The organism is Rhizobium sp. L9, from assembly GCF_002531885.1.
Taxonomy (GTDB): domain Bacteria; phylum Pseudomonadota; class Alphaproteobacteria; order Rhizobiales; family Rhizobiaceae; genus Rhizobium.
The window spans coordinates 159030-180880 of sequence record NZ_NWSZ01000011.1 but is presented as its reverse complement, the minus strand read 5'-3'; the positions used below and the strand labels follow the sequence as shown (position 1 = coordinate 180880).

The window sequence follows — 21851 nt, the reverse complement described above, 5'->3', positions numbered from 1 at the left end:
CTGCCATAATTTGCAATGAGGAAGGGCAGCGTTTGCTGCCCTTCGCGTTTTCGTGCCTACGCCCGAGCCGGGGTCCTGGCTGGAAGCAGGGCGTTGACCACGACTGCAACCGCGATGTTTGCCGCCAGCGCCAGCAGGCCGGTATAGACGGTGAAGGGTTCGCCGCCGAGGCTGATCAGATGCAGAGGCTTCCAGCCGGCATCCCAGACCAGGAAGGTGCCGCCGCAGAAGCCGACGAACCAGCCGGCAAGCAGGCCGGGTGCACGGAACCAGCCGGTGTAGAGACCGAAGACCAGCGCCGGGAGCGTCTGCAGGATCCAGATGCCGCCGAGCAGTTGCAGGTCGAGGGCGAACTGCGTCGGCAGGAAAAGGATGACAAGCAGCGCGCCGACCTTGACGACGAGCGATGTCACCTTGGCGACCTTGGCCTCGCCCGCATCGCTGACTTTGGGATCGACATAGGCCTTCCAGAAGTTGCGGGTGAAGAGATTGGCCGCGCCAATGCTCATCACCGCCGCCGGCACCAGCGCGCCGATGGCGATCGCGGCAAAGGCGAAGCCGGAGAACCAGCCCGAAAACAGCGTCTTGAACAGCGTGGGAACGACGTCGTTCGCACTGTCAAGCTTCAGGTTGGCGGCATGGCCCATATAGCCGAGCAGCGCCAGAAGGCCGAGCAGCAGCGTATAGGCCGGCAGCATGATCGCATTCTTGCGGATCGTCTTGCCGCTGTTGGAGGCAAAGATGCCTGTCAGCGTATGCGGATACATGAAGGCCGCAAGCGCCGAGCCCAGAGCGAGCGTGGCATAGGCGACGTACTGATTGCCGCCCAGCAGCAGGTTGCCGGAGCCCTTGGCCTCGAAGGCCGCATCGGCCGAGGCGAAGACATTGGCGTAGCCGCCGAGCTTCGACGGGATCAGCGCGACCGCGGCGATCACCACGATATAGATCATGATGTCCTTGACGAAGGCGATCAAGGCGGGCGCGCGCAGGCCCGCCGAATAGGTATAGAGCGCCAGCACGATGAAGGCGATCGCCAGCGGCAATTCGCCATGCAGTCCGAGCGCCTTCAGGACCGCCGTCATGCCAACGAGTTGCAGGGCGATGTAAGGCATGGTGGCGATGACGCCGGTCGCCGCGACAGCAAGCTCGAGACCGCGCGATCCATATTGACCATGGACGACGTCGGCTGCCGTCACATAGCCGAAATCCTTGGCACGTTTCCACAGCACCGGCATAACCATGAAGACGAAGGGGTAGACGACGATCGTATAGGGCAGCGCGAAGAAGCCGTAGGCGCCGACCGTGTAGACCAGCGCCGGGACGGCGATCACGGTATAAGCGGTATAGAAATCGCCGCCGACGAGGAACCAGGTAATCCAGGTACCGAAGTTGCGTCCGCCGAGACCCCATTCATCGATATGAGCCAGCGTCTCGGGCTTGCGCCAGCGGCTGGCGACGAAACCCATGACGGTGACGAGGGCGAAAAAGAAGATGAAGACGGCAAGCGCCGTGACGTTGATGTCAGTCGTCATGGCGAGCACTCCGATAGGCGATCCAGGTCAGCGTCGCTGTGATCGGCACCCAGAGAAGCTGATACCAATAGAAGAAGGGAAAGCCGAAAAGCGACGGCTCCCGGAGATTGTAGAACGGCGGCCAGAGGAGCCCTATGTACGGGATGATAAGCAGCCAAAGCGCTGCCTTGCTATGTGGTCTTTCCATGTCGGGTACCTTTCAGGCGCCGCAGGCGGCGGTCGCCATGTTCCAGTTGTCGGCGTGGAAGGCGGGTCTGTCAGCCGCAGGCCGCGGCGAGCCCGGTTCGGATCGCTCGACCTTTCCAGCCGATCGAAAGCTGATGTAACGCATATGAATTCCTCCCAACGACTGACACTTGGCCAGCCGCGGATGGAGTCCTATGGCGTCGGTTTTGTCGTCACAAGATGGGCGCGGGGCGGAAATGCCGGCGTCTACCCAGAAGTGGGTAGGCGAGGATTTCCGCTGATTTTCGAGACGATACCGTGATCGAGCGCGTAACGGATGAGGCCGGCCGTGGTGGCGATGCCGAGCTTCTTCTTGAGGTTCTTGCGGTGCGTTTCCGCCGTGGCGGAGGTTATTCCGAGCGCTTCGGCAATCTCCCTGTTGCTTCTGCCGGCAACGATCAGTCCGAGAATGTCGCGCTCGCGAGGCGTCAGGGGATCGCTGCCCTCGTTTGCGCGTTCGCCCATCAGCGCGTCGAAGACCCCCGAGGAGAAATAGGTGCCCCCGTCAGCCACGGTCTCGATGGCCGCAACGATCTCGTCCGTCGAAACATCTTTGAGCACGTAGCCGGCAGCGCCATGCATGACCGAGGAGGAGATGTATTCGCGGCTGTCATGCATGGAGAGCATTACGACCCGGGCTTGGGGAAGCTCGTTCCTGAACAGTTCGATCGCATCGATGCCGCTGAGTTTCGGCATGTTGATATCCATCAACACCACCTGCGGCTGGATCTGCCGGGCGATGTCGAGACCCGTTTGCGCGAGCCCGGCGGTACCGGCGACTTCGATATGGTCGAATGTTTCCAACACCGCTTTCAACCCATCCAGCACCAGCGGATGGTTGTCGACCAGGAGAACCCTGATTTTCGCGCGTTCATTCATGCGGCTTCCGCCTGCTTGCCGGCGGGCAGATTGGCCGATCTCGGCATCATCGCCGTCAGCGTCGTGCCGGACTCGCTGCTGTTGATGAGCAACAGCCCGCGGAAGTGGGCCATGCGCTCCTGCATGTTGCGCAGCCCGAGACCCGATCCGCCGGATCCGCCGTCCTTGCTGCCGTCGAAGCCGGTGCCGTTGTCTGAAATCATCATGCGGGCGCGGCCGCCGTCGCTCCACAGCTTGACCGAAAGCTTCGAGGCGCCCGAGTGCCGCTCGACATTGTTGAAGGCCTCTTGGGCGACGCGGTAGAGGGCGGTGTTGGCTTCCGCCTTCAGCATGCCATTAAAGCCCGAGGCGTCGATATCAGTCTCGATCCCCGTCCGTTCGGCAAAGTGATGACAGAGAGCCTCGAGCGCCGCGGTCAGGCCGAGGTCGTCGAGCACGCGGGGGCGCAGATCGTGCGAGAGCAGCCGTATTTCCTTGATGGCGCCGTTCAGCGCCTCGACGCCGCGCTCGATGGTCAGCGCCGCATCGTCGACATTGGTCCTGACCTTGCGACCGGCCAGGTCCATTGCATAGCGTACGCCGAGAAGGGTCTGCGAGATGCCGTCATGCAACTCGCGCGCCAGCCGCGTGCGCTCCTCTTCCTGGGTGTCGATGACCCGCTGCGTCAGTTCCTTAAGGCGGCTGTCGGCCATGCGGCGCTCGTGGAAGGTCAGGAGCATGCAGGTCGTGAAGACGACGAGCACCGAGGGCACGGCAATCAGCGCGACGATGACGAAGGTTCGCCTGATGTTGGCGCGCATCACGGCATTGGCGGCCGCGCTCTGGGCAAAGACGTCGTCCAGATAGACGCCGGTGCCCACCACCCAGCGCCATTTGTCGAGGCTGACGACGAAGGAGAGCTTGTCGGCAATCTGTCCCGTGGAAGGTTTCTGCCATTTATATTGATGCAGGCCGCCGCCCGCCTTTGCCGTGGCGATCAGCTCGGCAATCACCTTGTCGCCGTCAGGATCGGTCAGGTCCAGCCAATTCTGGCCATGCCGGAAACTCTGGCGCGGATGGACGATATTGTTGCCGTCATAGTCGTAGACGAAGAAATAGCCATCCCTGCCATAGTCGAGAGAGGTCAGAATCCGAGCCACCCGCTGCTTGGCGGCTCCGTCGTCGGGGCCGGCTTTGTCGTAAATCGTCTGGATGGCGGACAGGGCAAGGTTGGTCAGGTTGAGGATTTCGCCTTCCTTGGTCTTCAACATGTTCTGTTCGAATGTGTCGATGCTGTTCTTGGCGAGATTTGCCGACTGCCAGGTGATGAAGGTGGTGATCGCAAGGATCGAAATGACGAGCGGAACGATCGCCAATGCGATGATCTGGTGTCGTAGGGTCAAGGCTCGTTCCTCCCGAAATGCGTCCGGAATTATGCCCTTTGTCCGACATGAGTCCAGCAGCTTGCCGGCGATATGAGGTGATGGCTATTCCAGGGGCACGAATAGGCCGAGCTTGACGTCCCGCAGCACCACATTCGTATGCATGCGGCGGATCTGCGGATTGTCAGCCATGATCAGGGCGGCGATGTCGTCATAATGCTCGACGTCGCGGGCGGTGACGATCGCGATCAGATCGACCGCGCCCGTGACGTAATAGACCTGCTGGATATGATCCTGTTTTTCCGCCCAGACGCGGAACTTCGCCAAGGCGTCGTAATTGTCCCGCTCGATCTCCATCCCGACGATGAACACCATCGATGTCCCCGTCGCCTTCCGGTCGAGGACGGCGACCTCCGCCTTGATGATGCCCTCCTCACGCAGCCGCTTCAGCCGCCGCTGCACGGCCGAGACCGACAAACCTACCCGCTCGGCGATCGTTTCCGCCTTCAGCTGGCAGTCGCGCTGAACGATATCGAGGATGTCACGGTCAAAACGATCCAGTTGTTCCATTATCCAGTCCATTTCGGCGTTTCGCGGCTCATGCGTTCTGCCTGATTTGCCGCATGAGAAAGATTATTTTGCACATTAAATGCAGAAGAGGCAGAAATTGCGCGAAAAAACCGCGCAACTTTATCATTATCCTTCGCAAACTCAGTTCAGCCGGACCCATGCATGTCGGATCAGCCCATTCCTGCTCTTCGCGTCGAAGATCTTCATAAAAGCTTCGGCTCGCAACAGGTTCTCAAGGGTATTTGGGCTGAGGCCCATAAGTCTGACGTCATCTCCATTATCGGCTCGTCCGGTTCTGGCAAGAGCACCTTCCTCAGATGCATCAATTTTCTGGAAACGCCGGATCGTGGCCGCATCGCCGTGAACGGTGAGGAGGTCGCTCTGAAGAGCGGCCGCGGCGGCCGGCTGCAGCCGCAGAGCTGGCGGCAGATCGAGCGGCTGCGAACCGGACTCGGCATGGTTTTTCAGAGCTTCAATCTCTGGGCTCATCGAACCGTGCTGGAAAACGTCATCGAGGCGCCGGTGCATGTCCTGGGCGTTTCCAGGCGCGAAGCGATCGAAAAGGCGGAAGCCCTGCTGCAGAAGGTCGGCCTCTTCGACAAGCGCGACGCCTATCCCGCCTTTCTCTCCGGCGGCCAGCAGCAGCGCGCGGCGATCGCAAGAGCGCTCTGCGTCGATCCCGCCGTCATGCTGTTCGATGAGCCGACATCGGCGCTCGATCCGGAGCTGGTCGGCGAGGTGCTGAAAGTCATTCGCGATCTGGCGGAAGAGGGCCGGACCATGCTGATCGTCACACATGAAATGCGCTTCGCTCGCGACGTCTCGAGCCGCGTCCTCTTCCTGCACCAAGGGCGGATCGAGGAGGAAGGCCCGCCGGAACGCGTCTTCGGGGCGCCCGTCAGCGCCCGCTGCCGGGAGTTCACCCGCCTTAGCGCCCACTGATCACTGCATCGAGCCATCACCGACAACACGAACCAGGAGAATCCTGCGAATGAAACTGCTCCCCACGCTTTTCGCCGGCGTCGCAATTGCGCTTTCCGCAGTCGCGGCACAGGCCGAAGTCCGCTTCGGCGTCATGAACGAATCCTACCCGCCCTTCTTTGCCAAGGATGCCTCGGGTCAGTGGCAGGGATGGGAAATCGACCTGATGAATGCCGTCTGCGAAGAGATGAAGGAGAAGTGCTCGATCGTCGAGATCTCCTGGGACGGCCTCATTCCGGCTCTTGAGAGCAAGAAGTTCGACGTGATCTGGTCGTCGATGTCGAACACCGCGGAACGTTCGAAGGTGATCGACTTCACCGACAAATATTACAACACCCCGAGCAGGCTGATCGGCCCCAAGGACCAGAAGCCGGGTGCCACGGCAGAGGATGTGAAGGGCAAGACCATCGGTATTCAAGTGTCGACGATCCAGTCGGAATATTACAAGAAGTATTTTGCTGCCGCTGCCGGGGAAAAGACCTACCAGACGCTCGACGAAGCTTTCCAGGATCTCGCTTCCGGCCGCATCGACTATGTCTTCGGTGATTCCCTCGCGCTCGACGCTTTCCTGAAAAGCGATGCGGGCAAGGATTGCTGCGCCAATATGGGCGATGTCGCCGACGACAAGGAGATCCTGGGCGCTGGTGTTTCGGGCGGCCTGCGCAAGGAAGATACAGAGCTGAAAGCCAAGTTGAACAAGGCGATCGCTGCTGTTCGCGCCAACGGCCAATACGACGCAATCACCAAGAAATACTTCGATTTCGATATCTACGGCGCGAAGTAAGCTCTCCTAGAAATGGCGACCGGGCAACAAGGCATTCTGGACCTGCTCTCGCCCTATCCTCCGGGATGGGGCGGCGTTCTTCTGGCAGGTGCGGTCTCTACGGTCGCCATCTCCGCCTGCGCCTTCGCTGTCGGCCTGCTGCTTGGCACGGGCGGTGCGCTTGGAAAGCTTTCAGGTAATCCTGCGCTCCGCCTCGTGCTCGATCTCTATACGACGGTCATTCGCGCCGTTCCCGAGCTGATCCTGATCGTCGGACTTTATTATGCCGGCACCGATGGCCTCAACCGGCTGCTGGCGGCATTCAATCTGCCGCCGGTCGAGGTGAACGGTTTCGTCGCCGCCGTCGCAGTTCTCGGCTTCGTGCAGGGCGCCTATATGACCGAGGTGCTGCGTGGCGCGATCCTTGCCATTCCCGTCGGCCAGATCGAGGCCGCCAAGGCTTTCGGCATGGGGCCGGTGCTGCGCTTCCGTCGCGTCCTCTTGCCGGCGCTGTTGCCGAATGCGCTGCCCGGCCTTGCCAATCTGTGGATGTCGGTCACCAAGGACAGCGCGCTGGTCGCGGTCGTCGGCTATCAGGAACTGGCGCTCGCCACCCGCCTCGCCGGGGCGAGCACCAAACACTATTTCGTCTTTTTTCTTGCCTCGGCTCTTCTCTATCTCGCCATCACACTCGCTTCCAACGTCGTCTTCAAACTGATCGAAGGGCGGGTGCGGCGGGGACAGCCGCGTCTGGCCTGAAGAAAGCGCGCCATGAGTTTCAGCTGGATCTCCTCCTATTGGCCGCTTCTTCTGACCGGCGCCTGGCAGACGGTAGCTCTGCTTCTCATTTCCGTGGTCTTCGGCTTCGTCATCGCCATCGGTCTCGCTTTCGCGCAGGTCACCGGCGGCAGGCTGACGCGACTCGCCGCCCGCGGCTACTGCACCTTCTTCCGTGGCACGCCGCTGTTGATCCAGCTTTGGCTCCTCTATTACGGGGTCGGCTCGCTGCTGCCCATGATCCCCGGCATCCGCCAGAGCCTGTTCTGGCCGATCCTGCGCGAGGGGTTTTTCTTCGCTTCCGTCAGCTTCACGCTGAATTATGCGGCCTATGAGGCTGAAGTGCTGCGCGGCGCGCTGCTTGCCGTTCCCAAGGGCGAGCTCGAGGCCGGCCGCGCCTTCGGGCTGTCGCCCTGGAAGCTCACCCGCCGCATCTGGCTGCCGCGCGCCATTCGCATTGCCCTCCCGACCATTGCCGGAGAGATCGTCATGCAGTTGAAGGCGACGCCGCTCGCTTTCACGGTGACGGTGATGGACCTCTATGCCGTCGCCAACAAGGTTCGTCAGGACACGCTGCTCGTCTACGAACCGCTCATCGTCGTCACTCTCTTCTATCTCGCCCTGACTGCCGTGATCGCCCGCGTCTTTCGAAGTCTCGAAGCGCAGGTGCCGGTTCGCCGCTAGGCGGAAGCTCGCCATATGTTTTGAAAAGCCCGGCGCCGTAATGGCGCGACAGCCTGAATGGAGACTGCCTCATGAGCACAACGCGAATTCTCGACGGCGGCATGAGCCGCGAGCTTCTGCGGCTGGGCGCCGAACTGAAGCAGCCGGAATGGTCGGCGCTGGCGCTGATGAATTCGCCTGAGGTCGTGCGGAAGGTGCACCAGGAATTCATCGCCGCCGGCTCTGAAATCATCACGACGAACAGCTATGCGCTCGTGCCCTTCCATATCGGCGAAAACCGCTTCCAAGAGGAGGGGCCGGCGCTGATGCGACTTGCAGGTCGTCTGGCGCGCGAGGCTGCCGATGCCGTGACCGGCCGGAAGGTGCTCGTCGCCGGATCGCTGCCGCCGATCTTCGGCTCCTACGAGCCTGAGAATTTTGAGCCTTCCCGGGTGCAGGACTATCTCGAGGTGCTGGTCGAAAACCTCGCTCCCTTCGTCGACCTATGGCTCGGTGAGACTTTAAGCCTGATTGCCGAGGGCGAGGCCGTTCGCAAAGCGGTGGCGGCATCGGCCAAGCCGTTCTGGATTTCCTTCACATTGGCGGATGACGAGGCGGCGATCAGGGGCGGCGCCCCGAAACTCCGCTCCGGCGAAAGCGTCGAGGATGCCGCGTCCTGGGCGGTGTCATCGGGTGCGGCGGCTTTCCTGTTCAATTGCAGCAAGCCTGAGGTCATGCAGGGCGCGGTCGAGACGACGGCACGGGTGTTCCGGGAGAGGAATGCTCAGATCGAAATCGGGGTCTATGCCAATGCCTTCGAAGGAGAAACCGGCGAAGCAGCCGCCAACGAGGGCCTGCACGATACACGTGACGACCTGAATGACGACGCCTATTCGCGCTTTGCCTGCTCCTGGGCCGAAGCGGGTGCCACGATCATCGGCGGCTGCTGCGGCATCGGCGCTGCTCATATTCATCGCCTCAACGGGATGCTTTCGCGCTGAGGTGATATCTTGGCCGCGAGTAACCGTCGCCGTGCCGCTGCTCAAACCTTCATCGTTTGGAGATATGTGACCATGGCGCAAGTCGCTCATTCCGCCTTCGGCGACGGGCGTCTGTCATTTCTTTTGCGAAGCTTGCCGTTCTCCTATTCACTGCTTATATAGTCATAATAGTCATTCTGGTCAGGAGGTGGGCCATGCAGTCATCACGGCAAGGCGACGAAAGCTGGACCGTGGCCAGCGCGAAAGCGAAGCTTTCTGAGGTGATCGAACGCGCGCAAGCCGCGCCGCAGACAATTACACGCAACGGCAAGCCGAGCGTCGTCGTTGTCTCTGCGGAGGAATGGCAACGCAAGACCGCCCGCAAGGGGACGCTGGCCGAATTTCTGATGGAGTCACCGCTGCGTGGCGCCGATCTGGATCTCGAGCGTGAACGCGACGAACCACGCGATAGCGAACTGTGAGACTTCTGCTGGACACCAATGTCCTGTCCGAGGTCACGAAACCGGACCCCGATGCGCGCGTCCTGGGGTGGCTGGATGGGCTTGACGAGGATCGCTCCTTCATCAGCGTCGTGTCGGTCGCAGAAATCCGCCGCGGTGTCGCCCTCATGGACAAGGGACGAAAACGTGACGTGCTGGCCGATTGGCTTGCTCGCGATCTGCCGCAGCGTTTCGAGCGGCGCATCATCCCGATGGACGAAGCGGTGGCCCTGGCTTGGGGAGATCTGATGGGCCACGCAAAGCGGAGCGGCCGTGGCTTGTCATCGATCGATGGGCTGATCGCTGCGACCGCGGTTGCTCACGATCTTACCCTTGCGACGCGCAACACCAGGGATTTCCAAGGTTTGGGAATCGAGCTCGTTGATCCATGGGTCGGGTGAAATGCTGCTGATCCGTGGGCTGATGCAAAGGTTGCTATAGAGCCGGCGGCACGGGCCGCCCGCAAAGCATCCGTCAATGCAATCCAAATAGGTTCAGCAGCTCTTCACGATGACGAACGAATTCCGGCGCGCTGCGGTCGCGCGGACGCGGCAGATCGATGTCGATCAGACGTGGCTCGCCTCCCCTTTCCCGCGGCAGGATCAGGATTCGGTCGGCGAGATAGATCGCCTCCTCGAGATCATGTGTGACGAGAATGGTGGTCACGTCCTCGTCACGCCAGATGCGTGCGAGCTCCTGCTGCATGCCGATCTTTGTCATCGCATCGAGCGCGCCGAGAGGTTCATCGAGCAGCAATATCTCCGGCTGGACGGCAAGTGCCCGGGCGATGCCGACGCGCTGCGCCATGCCTCCCGACAGTTGCCGGGGATAGGCGGTCTCGAACTGCTGCAGGCCGACGAGCTTGACATAGCGGCGCGCCCGCTCCCTCGCCTTTTCACGCGTCAGACCTCTCGTTTCCAGGCCGAAAGCCACGTTATCAAGTACGGTGAGCCAGGGGAGAAGGCGCGGCTCTTGGAAGATGACGGCGCGCTCGGCGCCGACGCCTCGTATCGCGTTGCCGTCCACCAGCACCTCTCCGCCGTCGGATTCCTCCAGACCTGCCAGAACCCTGAGCAGCGTGGTCTTGCCCGATCCGCTGGCGCCGACGATGGCGAGGCTTTCGCCGGAGCGGATATGGAGATTGATATCCTTCAGAACCTGCAGCGGTTTGCCGTTCAGCTTGTAGGATTTGGAGAGGCGACGGATCGTCACCTCCCCGCGGCGAATGTCCTCAGCGACGCTCATCACGCATCCTCAATTGCTCGCCGGTTTTGCATCGGCCGTATACAGGATGTCCTTGGCCGCCAGTTGGCCCTGCTTCAGCTTGCCTTCGCGAACCAGCACGTCGATCCAGAACTGGATGTCGCGCTCGACCGGGAGACCGCCGGCGCGCACGCCGTAGCCGCGGAAATACTGCGCAATATCAGGATTCTCGCCGCGTTCGGCCAGCGCCTTGGCCAGGATCTTCTTGGTTTCCTCGGGATGCTCGCGGGCATAGTCGAGGGCGCGGGCCGACTGTTCGACGAAGATTTTCGAGGCTTCCGGATGTTGCTTGATGAAATCGCGGCGCAGGACGACGAAGCCGCCGGCAATGTCTCCCAGCACGTCGGTATCATCGAAAACCGGGCGCAGGCCGCCGTTCTTCAGCGCTGCACCCTCGAAGGTTGTTTGCCAATAACCGAAGGCGGCGATATCGACCTGCTTGGAGCGCAGTACCTGCTCGAGCTGCGGCCCGGGAACGACGACCTGGTTGGCGGAGTCGCTCGGCAGACCGACCGAATGCAATGCCTCGCGGATCGTGTAGTCGAGATGCGCGCCGAGCGTGTTGACCGCGATGCTCTTGCCGACGATGTCCTTGATCGTTTTGATCGGGCTGTCTTCCAGCACGTAGAAGGTCGACTGCACCTCGTCATTGATGCCGTTCGACGGATAGGCGGCGACGAAATCATTGCCGCCGATGATCGAATTGAGGACGGCGGAGGTGGCGGCGCTGCCGATCTCGACGTCGCCGGATGCGAGAGCGATGAGAGACGCAGGGCCGCCCTGGGCATAGCCGACATTCTCAAACGTGATGCCGGTGTCTTTGAAATAGCCGAGCGCTTCGGCAAGTTCATGGGCGGCAAGACCGCCCTGGCTGGCGAGGTAGCGCAGCTTCACCGTGTCGGCGGCTGCGGCCGGCGTGGCAAGACCGAGAGCGATCGCAGCCGGCAGGAGAAGATTGCGGGGATGGAATGTCATGGAATGTCCTTTCGGAAGAGGAAAATCGGGGGGAAGCGGGTTACGTGCTCGGCTGAGACCAGCGGCAGAGACGGCGCTGCAGGAGAACGAGCAGGGCATTCGCGGCAAGCCCCAGAAAGGCGAGCAGCAGGATCGCCGCAAACATCAGCGGGATCTGGAAATTGTACTGGGCGTTCATCACCTGAAAGCCGATGCCCTTATTGGCGCCGATCATCTCGGCAGCGATCAGCAGCAGAAGCGCCGTCGTCGCCGAAAGTCGCAAGCCGACGAAAATCGCCGGGACGGAGGCTGGCAGAATGACGCGGCGAAAGACGGTCAGCGGTCCGGCGCCATAGGTGCGAGCCATTTCTATGAGCTTCTTGTCCACTTCCTTGACGCCGCCGATCGTGGAGAGCAGCACCGGAAACAGTGTCGCCCAGAAGATCACGAATATCTTGGAGGTTTCACCGAGCCCGAGCAGCAGGATGAAAACCGGATAGAGCGCCAGCGCCGAGGTCTGCCGGAAGAGCTGCAGGATTGGGTCAAGCGCCTGTTCGACCAAGCGAAACTGGCCCATGAACAGACCGAGCGGAATACCGACAAGTACGGCGAAGGCGAAGGCGGTTCCGGATCGCTGCAGGCTGATGGCGATATCATCGAGCAAGGCGCCATTGGCAAGATTGGTCCACAGCGCCGACAGGATTACGTTCAAGGGCGGGAAGACAGCGGGATTGATCCAGCCCCTGGTGCTCGACACCTGCCAGAGCACGAGGAAGCTGATGAGCAGACCGTAGCGCGGCAGAAATGCCGCGAGCACTCCGCGTATATGGGAGGCCAGAGCGGAACTATTGCTTTTGCTGCTTTTCAGGCGGCCGAAGCTTCTCGGAAGAGCCTGGTTGATTTCGTAGGCCATGGGTTTCTCCTCACTCCGCTGCCTCAAGGACGGTGCGTCCGGCAGCCCAGCGGTTTGTCGGGAAAGGTAAGCCGAGATTTTCCCGGAGCGTCTTGCCTTCATAGGCAGTGCGGAACAGGCCGCGGCGCTGGAGTTCCGGGATGACGAGATCGACAAAGTCGTCGAGCGCCGTCGGCAGCCAGGGCGGCAAAATGTTGAAGCCGTCGGCCGCTTCGTTCTCGAACCATGTCTGCAGCGTATCGGCGATCTGCTCTGCCGTGCCGACGATGGTGTAGTGGCCGCGGGCCGATGCGATCCACTGATAGAGCTGGCGGATGGTGAAGTTGTTTTCGTCTGCGATCTGGCGGATGAGGGCCTGGCGGCTCTTCATGCCTTCCGTCGGCGGTGCAGGCGGCAGCGGCCCGTCGAGATCATAGCCATGCAGGTCGAGCGTGCCGCCGGTCAGGCCGTTGAGGAGGCCGATTCCATCTTCTTCGAGGATGAGCGAGGTCAGGCGATCATACTTCTCGCGTGCCTCCGCCTCGGTCCTGCCGACGAAGGCGGATACGCCGGGCATGACCAGGATATGATCGGGATTGCGGCCGAGTCCGCGGGCGCGCGCCTTGATATCCCGATAGAACTCCTGGGCGGTTTCGATATGCTGATGGGCGGTGAAGATGACTTCAGCCGTCGCGGCGGCGAGTCCCCGGCCGTCTTCCGATTGGCCGGCCTGCACGATAACGGGATGCCCCTGCGGCGAGCGCGAAACGTTGAGCGGGCCGCGTACGCTGAAATGCTCGCCACGGTGGTCGGTGTCGTGCAGTTTCGCCGGATCGAAGAAGACGCCGGTCTCCTTGTCGCGGATGAACGCGTCATCCTCGAAGCTCTCCCAAAGTTTGCGGACGACGTCGACGTGCTCGGCGGCGCGGCGATATCGTTCGGCATGCGGAAGCTGGGTTTCGCGGTTGAAATTTTGCGCCGTCAGGTCGCCTGTCGTGGTGACGACATTCCAACCGGCGCGCCCGTTCGAGATCAGATCGAGCGAAGCGAACTTGCGGGCTGTCGTATAAGGTTCCTCATAGGTGGTCGAGGACGTCGCGATGAAGCCGAGATGGGTGGTGAGAGGCGCAAGGGCGGAGAACAAGGTGACGGGCTCGAAGCCGGCCACGCGGGCGTTGCCGCCTTCACGCGCTCCACCGAAGCCAACGGCCAATCCATCGGCCAGGAAGTAGGCATCGAAGAGGCCGCGTTCCGCCGTGAGCGCCAGCTGCTTGTGAAACTCGAAACTGGTCGCGCCGTCGACCGGCTGGTCGGGATGCCGCCACGATGCAACATGCTGTCCACCGCCGGGAAGAAATGCCCCAAGCCTGATTTTCCGCGTCATTTGCGTCCTCTCCGTTCACCGGCGACAGCCCGTCTTGCCAAAGAGCAAGGCAGAAATATCTGGCGCTGAGGACATCAGAATACTTACCCTATAAATTTAATAGAGAAACTTCATTCCGTAGTTTCGTGAGAAGGGTGAATAGATTTGCGGGATTGGACTGAATTTCGAAATCAATGTCGAAGTGCACAACAACACATGGCTCGCCCTGCGGCGGCTCTTCGACGTGCACGCGGCAGAGAACCAGCGCCAGAGTGCTATGATCTAAGGAAGCACACAGCGCGGTGCGGCTTCCCGCAGGAAGTCACGCCGGCGATTAAAGCGTGTTCGCGTCCGGGGTTTCAGCCTCGTTTCGGCCGGGCCGGGGCATGCTCCAAGCCGGCGGCGGCCTTCTTCAGGCAATCGAGGTAGCGGTCGCGGTTCGCGATGCCGTCGTCGCGCGGCGTGACCAGACAGAGCGTTGCGGCCGCATGACCCTCCTCGCCCCGCACCGGCACGGCAAAACAATGGGTAAAGCTGTCGACGATGCTGTTGAACGTGAAGAGACCTTCTCGCTCGGCCTGGCGGACCTCAATGATGAAGCTTTGCGGATCGAGCCATTCGCCGTTCGGCAAACGAAAATCCTGCGATGGAATGAAGTTCAGGATTTCCTGATCCGACAGATGCGCGACGAGCAGACGTCCGGAGGCTGTCCACGGGATTGGCACCGACTGGCCGATATCCGTCGAAATGCGGAATGGCCGTGCGCCTTCGCGCATGCGCACGACCGTATATTTGTTCCCGTCCAGCATGCAGAACTGCGCCGTCTCCCGTGTCTCGTCAGCGAGTTGTTCCAGCGCGGCCTCGCATTCGCGGGTGAAATCGAAATGGTTTTCATAGGCAGCGCCGAGGAAATAGAGCTTGCGGCCGAGATAGACGCGCCCCTCGCCGCCTGTGAATTCGAGAATGCCATTGCTCAGCAGCAGGTTGACGAGCTCGTAAACCGATGAGCGCGGCGCGCCGATCTGCGCTGCGATTTCATTCGGCTTCAAGGCCTGCCGCTTCTGGCGCAGGAAATCGAGGATTTCGAAGGCGCGGTCGAGCCCTCGGGCACGCTTGCCGATTGCTTCGTCCTGAATTGCGTCCATTGCTGTCGATCCCAATTTCTGTTCGGCCAAGCTTTTCAAACCCTCTGCCGCATCTGTCAACCGATCCTGCTGTTTCCCAGCCTGCGAAAATTTTTTTCATCCCCCTTGCGAGGCATAAAAATCGGCATAAGATCGGCGCGTCCGGTATTTAGATCATATGTACATTATATTGGACAGAGAACAGATGGCAAGCGCTAACGCTGCCACACAAAGGGGATCGACATGAAAAATTCTGAGAACAGCATTTCCGCATCGCGTCGCCGCCACCTTCTCGCCGGCGCTGCCGCTGCTGCCACCCTGCTCGTCTTTTCAACCGGCACGGCCTCGGCCGCCGCCAATTGCATCAAAGGTGACAGGAAGGCGCCATACACGATCGGTTGGGCCAACATCTATTCGGTGCCGACCTGGATGAAACAGACCGAAGGCACGATCACGGCTGAAGTGGATGAGTTGAAGAAGGCAGGCCTGGTCAAAGACCTGAAGATTACGGATGCGCAGGGCAACGCCCAGACGCAGATCCAGCATATCCAGTCGATGATCGATGCCAATGTCGACGCCATCGTGGTGATCGCTGGTTCCTCCACCGCCCTCGACCGCGTCATCTCCGACGCCTGCGACAAGGGTATTGCCGTGGTGAATTTCGACAGCCTCGTCAGTACTGACAAGGTCACCGCAAAGATCAACACCGATTCGAACGAATGGGGTGCAACGGCTGCCAAGTGGATGGTCAGCCAGCTCGGCGGCAAGGGCAAGATCATCGTCATGAACGGCCCTGCCGGCATTTCAGTGAGCGATGACCGCCGCAAGGGCGCCCAGCCGGTTCTCGATGCCAACCCCGGCATCAAGGTGATCACCGAGACCAACACGGAATATAATGTCGCGCCGGCACAGGAAGCGATGACCAGCCTGCTTTTCGCCAATCCCGAAATCGACGGCGTCCTGTCGCTTGGCGGCGCACTATCGGCCGGCTCCGTCCTCGCCTTCGAGCGTCAGGGCCGCGACCAGGTGCCGACGACAGGCGAAAATGCGAGGCAGTTCCTCGAACTCTGGAAAGAGAAGGGTCTGAAGGGCTGGGCGACGATGCAACCGAATTGGCTGGGTGCGCTTTCCGTCTATACCGCGGTCCAGGCACTGCAAGGCAAGGATGTCCCTGCCTTCGTCAAGGTGCCGTTGCCTGTCATCGATGACAGCTCGATCGGCAGCTATCTCGCGCGCGCCGACAAGTTCCCGGCTGACGGTTATATCTACTCGGACTATGACAAGGCACTCTTCGACAAGCTGCTTTCCAAGTAACCGTTTAGGATAGCCGTCATGACGGAAGAAAAGCCCCTGCTGGAAGCCCGGCAGGTGTTCAAGGGATTTTTCGGCAATCCCGTCTTGAAGGGTGTCGATATCGCCCTTCTGCCGGGCAGGGTTCACGCCCTGCTCGGCGAAAACGGCGCCGGCAAATCTACTCTGATCAACCTCCTGTCCGGCGCTCTTCAGCCGGACGGCGGGTCCATTCTCGTCGACGGCAAACCGGTCGGGCGCTTCAGCCCGGCGGCAGCGCGCGCGGCCGGCATCGCAGTGGTGCAGCAGGAGCTGAGCCTGACCGCCAGCCTGTCGATTGCCGAAAATATCGGGCTTGGCGCGTTCCCGCGCCGGTTCGGCCTCATCGATTACGGGGCGCTTCATCGCGGCGTGCAAGAAGTTTGCGATATGGTGGGGCTTACCGAACCGCTCGACATGCCGGTTGCCGATCTCGCGCTCGGTCGCCGCCAGATGGTGGAGATCGCCAAGGCGCTGTTTCGCAAGCCGCGCGTGCTCATTCTGGACGAGCCTACCTCGTCGCTCTCGGCCCATGAAGCCGGCGTCCTCGCCCGATTGATCGAGACGCTCAAGGGGCGCGGCATGGCGCTCCTCTATATTTCCCACCGCCTCAACGAGGTGCAGGCGCTCTGCTCGCATGTTACGGTGCTGAAAGATGGTGGCGTCACTGCAGACCAGTCGCTTTCCGGCATCGATGGCGAAGGGCTGGTGCGTCTCATGGTCGGCCGCGAGCCCGGCGACCTGTTCCCGCCGCGCGGGGCCGCCACGCCCGGTGTCATGCGCATCAGCGTCGAAGGCTTTTCCGCTGGCATGGTGCAAGACATCGCCTTCTCCGCCCGCGCCGGCGAGATCGTCGGCATCGGCGGGCTTGTGGGTCAAGGGCAGGAAGATCTGCTGCTTGGCCTCTACGGCGCCATTCCGGCCGCAGCCGCCCGGGCGGAAGTCTCCGGCAAATCGAGCCTGCCCGCCGATGTCGGCGAGGCGAATGCCGCGGGCATCGTCTATGTCCCGGCCGACCGCAAGCATGAGGGGCTGGTGCTGCCGCATTCCATCGCATCCAATCTCATCCTGCCTTCGCTCGGACGGCTTGCCGCCAAGGGCCTTCGCGACCGGCAGGCGGAAACCGGCCTCGTCGCCGATCTCGCGCGCCGGCTGACGATCAAGGGTGATACGGCCCGCCCGGTGCAGGCGCTTTCCGGCGGAAACCAGCAGAAGGTGGCGCTTGCCAAATGGCTGCCGCTCGATCCGTCCGTTCTGCTGCTCAACGATCCCACTCGCGGCGTCGACATCGAGACCAAGCGGGAGATCTATCTCATGCTCCGCGCCTTCGCCGCCGAAGGGCGGCTCGTCATACTCGCCAGTTCCGATACGCCCGAACTCGTGCATCTCTGCGATCGTGTCGTTGTTCTCCGCGAAGGACGCGTCGCGGCGATGCTGTCGCAGGATGAGATCAGCGAAGGAGCGATCGTCGGTGCGGCTATGGGCGTCACGACCACGGCACAGGGAGAGGCGGCATGAACACCAATTCCCAATCCCGGCTCTATCCCTCCATCCAGATGCGCCGCAATCGCGGCCTCGCCGGCCTCTACCTTGTCGTCACGGCCTTTCTCATCCTCTATGCGATGCTCTTTCCCGGCATCTTTTCGATCGGCGGCTTCTCGAAGTTCACGCAGAACTGGTTCCCGCTCGCACTCGTCACCATGGCGCAGGCGCTGCTCATGCTGAACGGCGGCATCACATTGGCGATCGGGCCGCTCGTCAGCCTCGGCGCGGTCATCGCCGCGACGACGATGGAAGGGGCGCTTGGTGTTCCGGGCGGCATACTCGCGGTCGCCGCCGCCGGCTTCGCGATCGGCGCCGCCACCGGCACCATCGTCACCTATTTGAGGCTTCCTGCGATCATCGTCACGCTCGCCGGCTCCTTCATCATCAGCGGCGTCGCCCTCATCCTGCTGCCGCGGCCAGGTGGCGCCATTCCCGACTGGTTGTCTACGGTGCTGGCCGGCCATACACCCATCGCCTTTCTAATGCTTTTGGTGATCCTGGCGCTTTGGAAACTTTTTCTGGCCACGCCGCTCGGCCTCGGCATCTATGCAGCCGGCGACAATCCTATCGGTGCATTCCGTTCCGGCGTCCCGGTCGAACGCGTGAAGGTCACGGCTTTCGCTCTCTCCGGTCTGCTGGCAGCACTGACCGGCCTCTTCGTCGCGGCGCAGACCGGCTCCGGCGATCCCGTGATCGGCACACCCTTCACGCTCAACTCGATCGCCGCCGCCGTGCTCGGCGGCGTCGGCTTCCTCGGCGGCAAGGGCACGATGCGCGGCGCGATTTGCGGCAGCCTGCTCCTCTCGGTCATGATCAACGTCATGTTCTTCCTCGGCTTCCCGCCCGTCGCGCAATATGTCGCTCAAGGCCTGATCATCGTCGGCGCGGTCGCCGTTCCGGAACTTCTCGGCGCGTGGAGGGCAAGACGTTGAACATCATCCGATCGACGTTCCGCAACCCGCCGCTGCTGACATTTCTTCTGGTGGCGCTCGTCTGGATCGTCGCAAGCTTTACGCTGCGCGGCTTCGGCGCCTACGGCCATTTGCGCTACCTTCTCGAGCTCGCCGCGGTGATCGGCATCGTCGCCGCGGGGCAGACGCTCGTCATCCTAATGGGCGGCATCGATCTTTCCGTCGGCGCTGTTATTACAGTCACGGCCATCCTGCTGCCGCTGATTTCGCCGGGATGGGATCCGACCGGTCTTGCCGGCATCGCGGCGGCGCTTGCCATTGCCACCGGCATCGGCTTGATCAACGGCGCAGGTGCCACCTATCTCCGCGTCCCGCCGATCATCATGACACTTGCCATGGCGACCTTCCTGCAGGGCCTGCTCGTCATCGTCGCCGGCGGCAGCGCCGTCACCGTCAGCAATCCCGCAGTCATCATGCTCGGGCAGTCGCGGCCGCTCGGCATTCCCTCGGGCATCATTCTGTGGCTTGCCGTCGCGGCCGTCGTCCTCCTGCTCGTCCACCGCATGCCGATCGGTGCCCGTTTCCTTGCGCTTGGGGCGAACCCGCTGGCCGCCCGGCTTTCCGGCGTCAGCGTCACGCGCAACACACTGATCGCCCATACTCTGTCGGGCTTTTTCGCAGGGGTTGCCGGCATTCTGGTGCTCGGCATGAACCGGCAGGGGTATGTCGGCATTGGCGATCCCTATCTGTTGACCTCTATCGCCGCCGTCGTGCTCGGCGGCACTTCAATCCTCGGCGGGCGCGGCACCTATGCCGGGACCATTCCGGGAGCGATCCTGCTGGTGACGGCGACGGCGCTGATCACTGTCGTCAACGCCTCGCCCGGCTGGCGGTCGATCATGTTCGGCACTCTGATCCTTGCCCTTCTGCTCGTTTCCGGCCGGGAGGCGCGCCGATGACGGGAGGTTACGACGGGCCGGTGATCGACCCGCACCACCATCTCTGGGATCTCGGCCTGCAGCGTCATCCCTGGCTTCAGAAGGCGCGGGTATCAGATGAAGGGATGGTGTTCGGGAGCTTGGCATCGATCCTGCGCGACTATGGCATCGACGATTATCGCGCCGACGCCGCGCGCCAGAACGTGGTTGCGACCGTCCATGTCGAGGCCGGCTGGTCCGTTGCCTACCCGCTGGAGGAGAGCCGTTGGCTGGATGGCCTCGACCGCGACTCCGGGGTGGCGCACCGTTATGTCGCCGGCATTGCCCTCGACCGGCCGGATGCTCTGCGCCTGATCGAGGCGGAAGCTGAAAATCCCAATGTCGTCGGCATCCGCGATATTCTCAGCTGGCATGCCGATGCAGCGAAGAGTTTTGCGTCGAGTCCGGATCGCATGAGCGATCCTGTCTGGCGGGCGGGGCTCGCGCATGCCACGCGGCTGGGGCTGGTCTTCGACCTGATGCTTTATCCCTGGCAGATGGATGAAGCGCTTAAGCTCGTACAGGCCTTTCCGGAGACGCTTTTCGTCCTCAACCACGGCGGAAGCCCCGTCGACCGGACGCAGGATGGCATGACGCTCTGGCGCCGCGGCCTGCGGGCACTCGGTAAAGAACCCAACATGCGCCTGAAGATTTCCGATCTCGTCGCCTACGACAATAACTGGACGCTTGAGAGCCTGCGGCCGGTGATCGAGCATTGCCTCGATTGTTTCGGGCCTGAACGTTCGATGTTTGCGAGCGATTTTCCGGTCGCAGGTCTGCACGCCTCTTTCGACGAGGTCTATGGGGTTTTCCGTACGGTCGCCTCGCGGCTTTCTCCGGACGACCAGCGCGCCCTGTTCTTCGCCACCGCCAACGATACCTACCGTCTCGGGATCGCCGACCCGGCCGACGCCGGGAGGGGCTGCCATGTCTGACCTTCATGCTGTGTGGGAAAACGTGCTGATCGATGAGCGGGTGCGGGGCTTTGCGCCGGGTCATCCACCGCTTCCGCTCTCGGAAATCGGCAAACAGGGCTGGAAGCCTTATGACGGCAGGATGGCTCTGCCGCTGATCTCGCTCGACCGGCAGGCCTTCTCTGCCAATGTCGACCTGATGATCGCTTATGTAAATAGCCACGATGCCGAAATCGCTCCGCATGCCAAGACGCCGATGTCGACGGCGCTCGCGGACGCGCTTGTGGCGGCTGGCGCCTGGGGCGCCACGGTCGCCGATATCCGCCAGGCCGCCGTGCTGCTCGAGGCGGGACAGCGCCGCCTGATCCTCGCCAACGAGATCGGCGGGGCGGCAGCCGCCCGACGGCTCGCGGCTTTGCTCGGCCGGTATGCCGATGCCGAACTCCACATCTTCGTGGATTCGGCGGCACTCGTCGAAGCGCTCCTGTCGGCGTGGCGAGAGCGTACGGACCTGCCGCCTCTGGGCCTGCTGGTGGAGCTCGGCGCGGGCCGGGCCGGCATCCGCAGCGCCGCTGCCGCTGAGGCAGTTCTCGATGCAATTCTTGCCGCCGAGACGTCGACCTTCCGGTTGAGCGGCATTGCCGCCTATGAAGGTGCTGCCGCGACCGCCGATGCGGCAGAGACAATTGTTCGCATCGAGGCTCTGATGGCAATGACGGCAGATTTTCTGTCGAAGGTGCGCGCCCGCACAGGCCCTGACCGACCGCTTCTTGTGACATCAGGCGGCTCGGTGTTTTTCGATCTCGTGATCGCCGGGCTTTCAGCCGCGGTTGCCGCCGATCCGGCCTGCCGGCTGATCCTGCGAAGCGGCGCCATCTTCTTCCACGATCACGGCGTCTACGAGCGCGGCCTTGCCGGCCTCGATGCGCGCGGCGGCTTCCGTATCGGCCGCGAGACGCTTTCGGCGGCGGCGGGTTTTCGTCCGGCGCTGCGAGTCTGGGCGGAGGTCCTGTCGCGGCCGGAGCCGCGGCTTGCGATCGCAGGCATGGGCCTGCGCGACGTGGCGATGGACCAGGGGCTGCCGCGGCCGCTGGCGCTCTATCGCGATCGGTCATATCTCGGCGACCTCAAGGGCGCCGAGGTTTTCCGCCTCAACGATCAGCACGCCTTCGTCGCTCTTCCCGAAGGGAGCGACGTCTGCGTCGGCGACGTCATCGAGTTCGGCATCTCGCATCCCTGCACCTGCCTTGACCGCCACGCCATTCTCTATGGTCTCGAGCCAGACCATTCGGTGACGGCCGCCTATCTCACAAGCTTCGGCTGAATTCTCCCTTCAAAAGCAAGAAAA

24 protein-coding genes are annotated in these 21851 nt (G+C 62.1%); 13 read left to right on the top strand and 11 right to left on the bottom strand.

Translation table 11 applies throughout. The annotated features are described in order from the left end of the window. Nucleotides 1–56 precede the first annotated feature (56 nt). The 6 genes from mctP to CO660_RS13425 all read right to left on the bottom strand — a co-directional run bounded on the left by mctP (nt 57) and on the right by CO660_RS13425 (nt 4567). Nucleotides 57–1532 carry a sodium:solute symporter family monocarboxylate transporter gene (gene mctP, locus CO660_RS13445; protein WP_097599116.1) on the bottom strand — a complete coding sequence of 492 codons (1476 nt, stop codon included), beginning with the start codon at nt 1530–1532 and terminating at the stop codon, nt 57–59. Continuing rightward, nucleotides 1522–1719 carry a DUF3311 domain-containing protein gene (locus CO660_RS13440; protein WP_097599115.1) on the bottom strand — a complete coding sequence of 66 codons (198 nt, stop codon included), beginning with the start codon at nt 1717–1719 and terminating at the stop codon, nt 1522–1524. The genes mctP and CO660_RS13440 overlap by 11 nt, the downstream gene beginning before the upstream one ends. Nucleotides 1720–1731: 12 nt before the next feature. Then, on the bottom strand, nt 1732–1863 hold the full coding sequence (locus CO660_RS34305; protein WP_280952985.1) for a hypothetical protein: 132 nt from the start codon (nt 1861–1863) through the stop codon (nt 1732–1734). Nucleotides 1864–1964: 101 nt separating this feature from the next. Next, on the bottom strand, nt 1965–2636 hold the full coding sequence (locus CO660_RS13435; protein ID WP_097599114.1) for a response regulator transcription factor: 672 nt from the start codon (nt 2634–2636) through the stop codon (nt 1965–1967). Next, nucleotides 2633–4018 (bottom strand): cache domain-containing protein, encoded by a 1386-nt coding sequence (locus CO660_RS13430; RefSeq protein WP_097599113.1) that lies wholly within the window; start codon nt 4016–4018, stop codon nt 2633–2635. Before CO660_RS13430 ends, CO660_RS13435 begins: the two co-directional genes overlap by 4 nt. Nucleotides 4019–4102: 84 nt before the next feature. Further along, a complete protein-coding gene (locus CO660_RS13425) occupies nt 4103–4567 on the bottom strand; it encodes an Lrp/AsnC family transcriptional regulator (protein WP_064807195.1) in 465 nt (154 codons plus the stop codon). A gap of 162 nt (nt 4568–4729) precedes the next feature. On the opposite strand from CO660_RS13425, the gene CO660_RS13420 reads away from it, so the two are divergent. The 7 genes from CO660_RS13420 to CO660_RS13390 all read left to right on the top strand — a co-directional run bounded on the left by CO660_RS13420 (nt 4730) and on the right by CO660_RS13390 (nt 9632). Continuing rightward, complete coding sequence (locus tag CO660_RS13420; RefSeq protein ID WP_097599112.1) at nt 4730–5509, top strand: ATP-binding cassette domain-containing protein; 780 nt, start codon at nt 4730–4732, stop codon at nt 5507–5509. Between the two features lie 49 nt (nt 5510–5558). Further along, entirely contained in the window at nt 5559–6332 is a 774-nt protein-coding gene (locus tag CO660_RS13415) for a transporter substrate-binding domain-containing protein (RefSeq protein WP_097599111.1), read from the top strand. Nucleotides 6333–6344: 12 nt separating this feature from the next. Next, nucleotides 6345–7070 carry an ABC transporter permease subunit gene (locus CO660_RS13410; RefSeq protein ID WP_097599110.1) on the top strand — a complete coding sequence of 242 codons (726 nt, stop codon included), beginning with the start codon at nt 6345–6347 and terminating at the stop codon, nt 7068–7070. A 12-nt stretch (nt 7071–7082) separates the two neighbouring features. Further along, nucleotides 7083–7772, top strand: coding sequence for an ABC transporter permease (locus CO660_RS13405; protein WP_097599109.1), 690 nt, complete (start codon nt 7083–7085; stop codon nt 7770–7772). Nucleotides 7773–7843: 71 nt separating this feature from the next. Further along, complete coding sequence (locus tag CO660_RS13400) at nt 7844–8752, top strand: homocysteine S-methyltransferase family protein (RefSeq protein ID WP_097599108.1); 909 nt, start codon at nt 7844–7846, stop codon at nt 8750–8752. Nucleotides 8753–8946: 194 nt separating this feature from the next. Beyond that, entirely contained in the window at nt 8947–9213 is a 267-nt protein-coding gene (locus CO660_RS13395) for a type II toxin-antitoxin system Phd/YefM family antitoxin (RefSeq protein WP_085780725.1), read from the top strand. Then, on the top strand, nt 9210–9632 hold the full coding sequence (locus tag CO660_RS13390) for a type II toxin-antitoxin system VapC family toxin (RefSeq protein WP_097599107.1): 423 nt from the start codon (nt 9210–9212) through the stop codon (nt 9630–9632). Before CO660_RS13395 ends, CO660_RS13390 begins: the two co-directional genes overlap by 4 nt. A 73-nt stretch (nt 9633–9705) precedes the next feature. Here CO660_RS13390 and CO660_RS13385 read toward each other — a convergent pair whose 3' ends face one another. The 5 genes from CO660_RS13385 to CO660_RS13365 all read right to left on the bottom strand — a co-directional run bounded on the left by CO660_RS13385 (nt 9706) and on the right by CO660_RS13365 (nt 14848). Beyond that, a complete protein-coding gene (locus CO660_RS13385) occupies nt 9706–10476 on the bottom strand; it encodes an ABC transporter ATP-binding protein (RefSeq protein ID WP_097599106.1) in 771 nt (256 codons plus the stop codon). Nucleotides 10477–10485: 9 nt separating this feature from the next. After that, nucleotides 10486–11469 (bottom strand): ABC transporter substrate-binding protein, encoded by a 984-nt coding sequence (locus tag CO660_RS13380; protein WP_097599105.1) that lies wholly within the window; start codon nt 11467–11469, stop codon nt 10486–10488. Nucleotides 11470–11509: 40 nt separating this feature from the next. After that, nucleotides 11510–12361, bottom strand: a complete 852-nt coding sequence (locus CO660_RS13375; RefSeq protein WP_097599104.1) for an ABC transporter permease — start codon at nt 12359–12361, stop codon at nt 11510–11512. 10 nt (nt 12362–12371) lie between these two features. Beyond that, entirely contained in the window at nt 12372–13724 is a 1353-nt protein-coding gene (locus CO660_RS13370; protein ID WP_085780730.1) for an LLM class flavin-dependent oxidoreductase, read from the bottom strand. 338 nt (nt 13725–14062) lie between these two features. Next, on the bottom strand, nt 14063–14848 hold the full coding sequence (locus tag CO660_RS13365) for an IclR family transcriptional regulator (RefSeq protein WP_097599103.1): 786 nt from the start codon (nt 14846–14848) through the stop codon (nt 14063–14065). Between the two features lie 222 nt (nt 14849–15070). Here CO660_RS13365 and CO660_RS13360 point away from each other — a divergent pair, with 222 nt between their 5' ends. From CO660_RS13360 to CO660_RS13335, 6 genes are read left to right on the top strand one after another with little or no spacing between them, the layout of a single operon-like run. Further along, nucleotides 15071–16141 carry an ABC transporter substrate-binding protein gene (locus CO660_RS13360; RefSeq protein ID WP_097599102.1) on the top strand — a complete coding sequence of 357 codons (1071 nt, stop codon included), beginning with the start codon at nt 15071–15073 and terminating at the stop codon, nt 16139–16141. 18 nt (nt 16142–16159) lie between these two features. Further along, a complete protein-coding gene (locus CO660_RS13355; protein WP_097599101.1) occupies nt 16160–17674 on the top strand; it encodes a sugar ABC transporter ATP-binding protein in 1515 nt (504 codons plus the stop codon). Continuing rightward, nucleotides 17671–18633, top strand: coding sequence for an ABC transporter permease (locus tag CO660_RS13350; RefSeq protein ID WP_097599100.1), 963 nt, complete (start codon nt 17671–17673; stop codon nt 18631–18633). The genes CO660_RS13355 and CO660_RS13350 overlap by 4 nt, the downstream gene beginning before the upstream one ends. Then, the gene (locus tag CO660_RS13345; RefSeq protein ID WP_097599099.1) at nt 18630–19571 is read left to right on the top strand and encodes an ABC transporter permease; all 942 of its coding nucleotides are present in this window, start codon (nt 18630–18632) and stop codon (nt 19569–19571) included. The genes CO660_RS13350 and CO660_RS13345 overlap by 4 nt, the downstream gene beginning before the upstream one ends. Then, nucleotides 19568–20524 (top strand): amidohydrolase family protein, encoded by a 957-nt coding sequence (locus tag CO660_RS13340; protein ID WP_097599098.1) that lies wholly within the window; start codon nt 19568–19570, stop codon nt 20522–20524. The genes CO660_RS13345 and CO660_RS13340 overlap by 4 nt, the downstream gene beginning before the upstream one ends. Then, nucleotides 20517–21827 carry an alanine racemase gene (locus CO660_RS13335; protein WP_097599097.1) on the top strand — a complete coding sequence of 437 codons (1311 nt, stop codon included), beginning with the start codon at nt 20517–20519 and terminating at the stop codon, nt 21825–21827. The genes CO660_RS13340 and CO660_RS13335 overlap by 8 nt, the downstream gene beginning before the upstream one ends. Nucleotides 21828–21851: the final 24 nt, after the last annotated feature.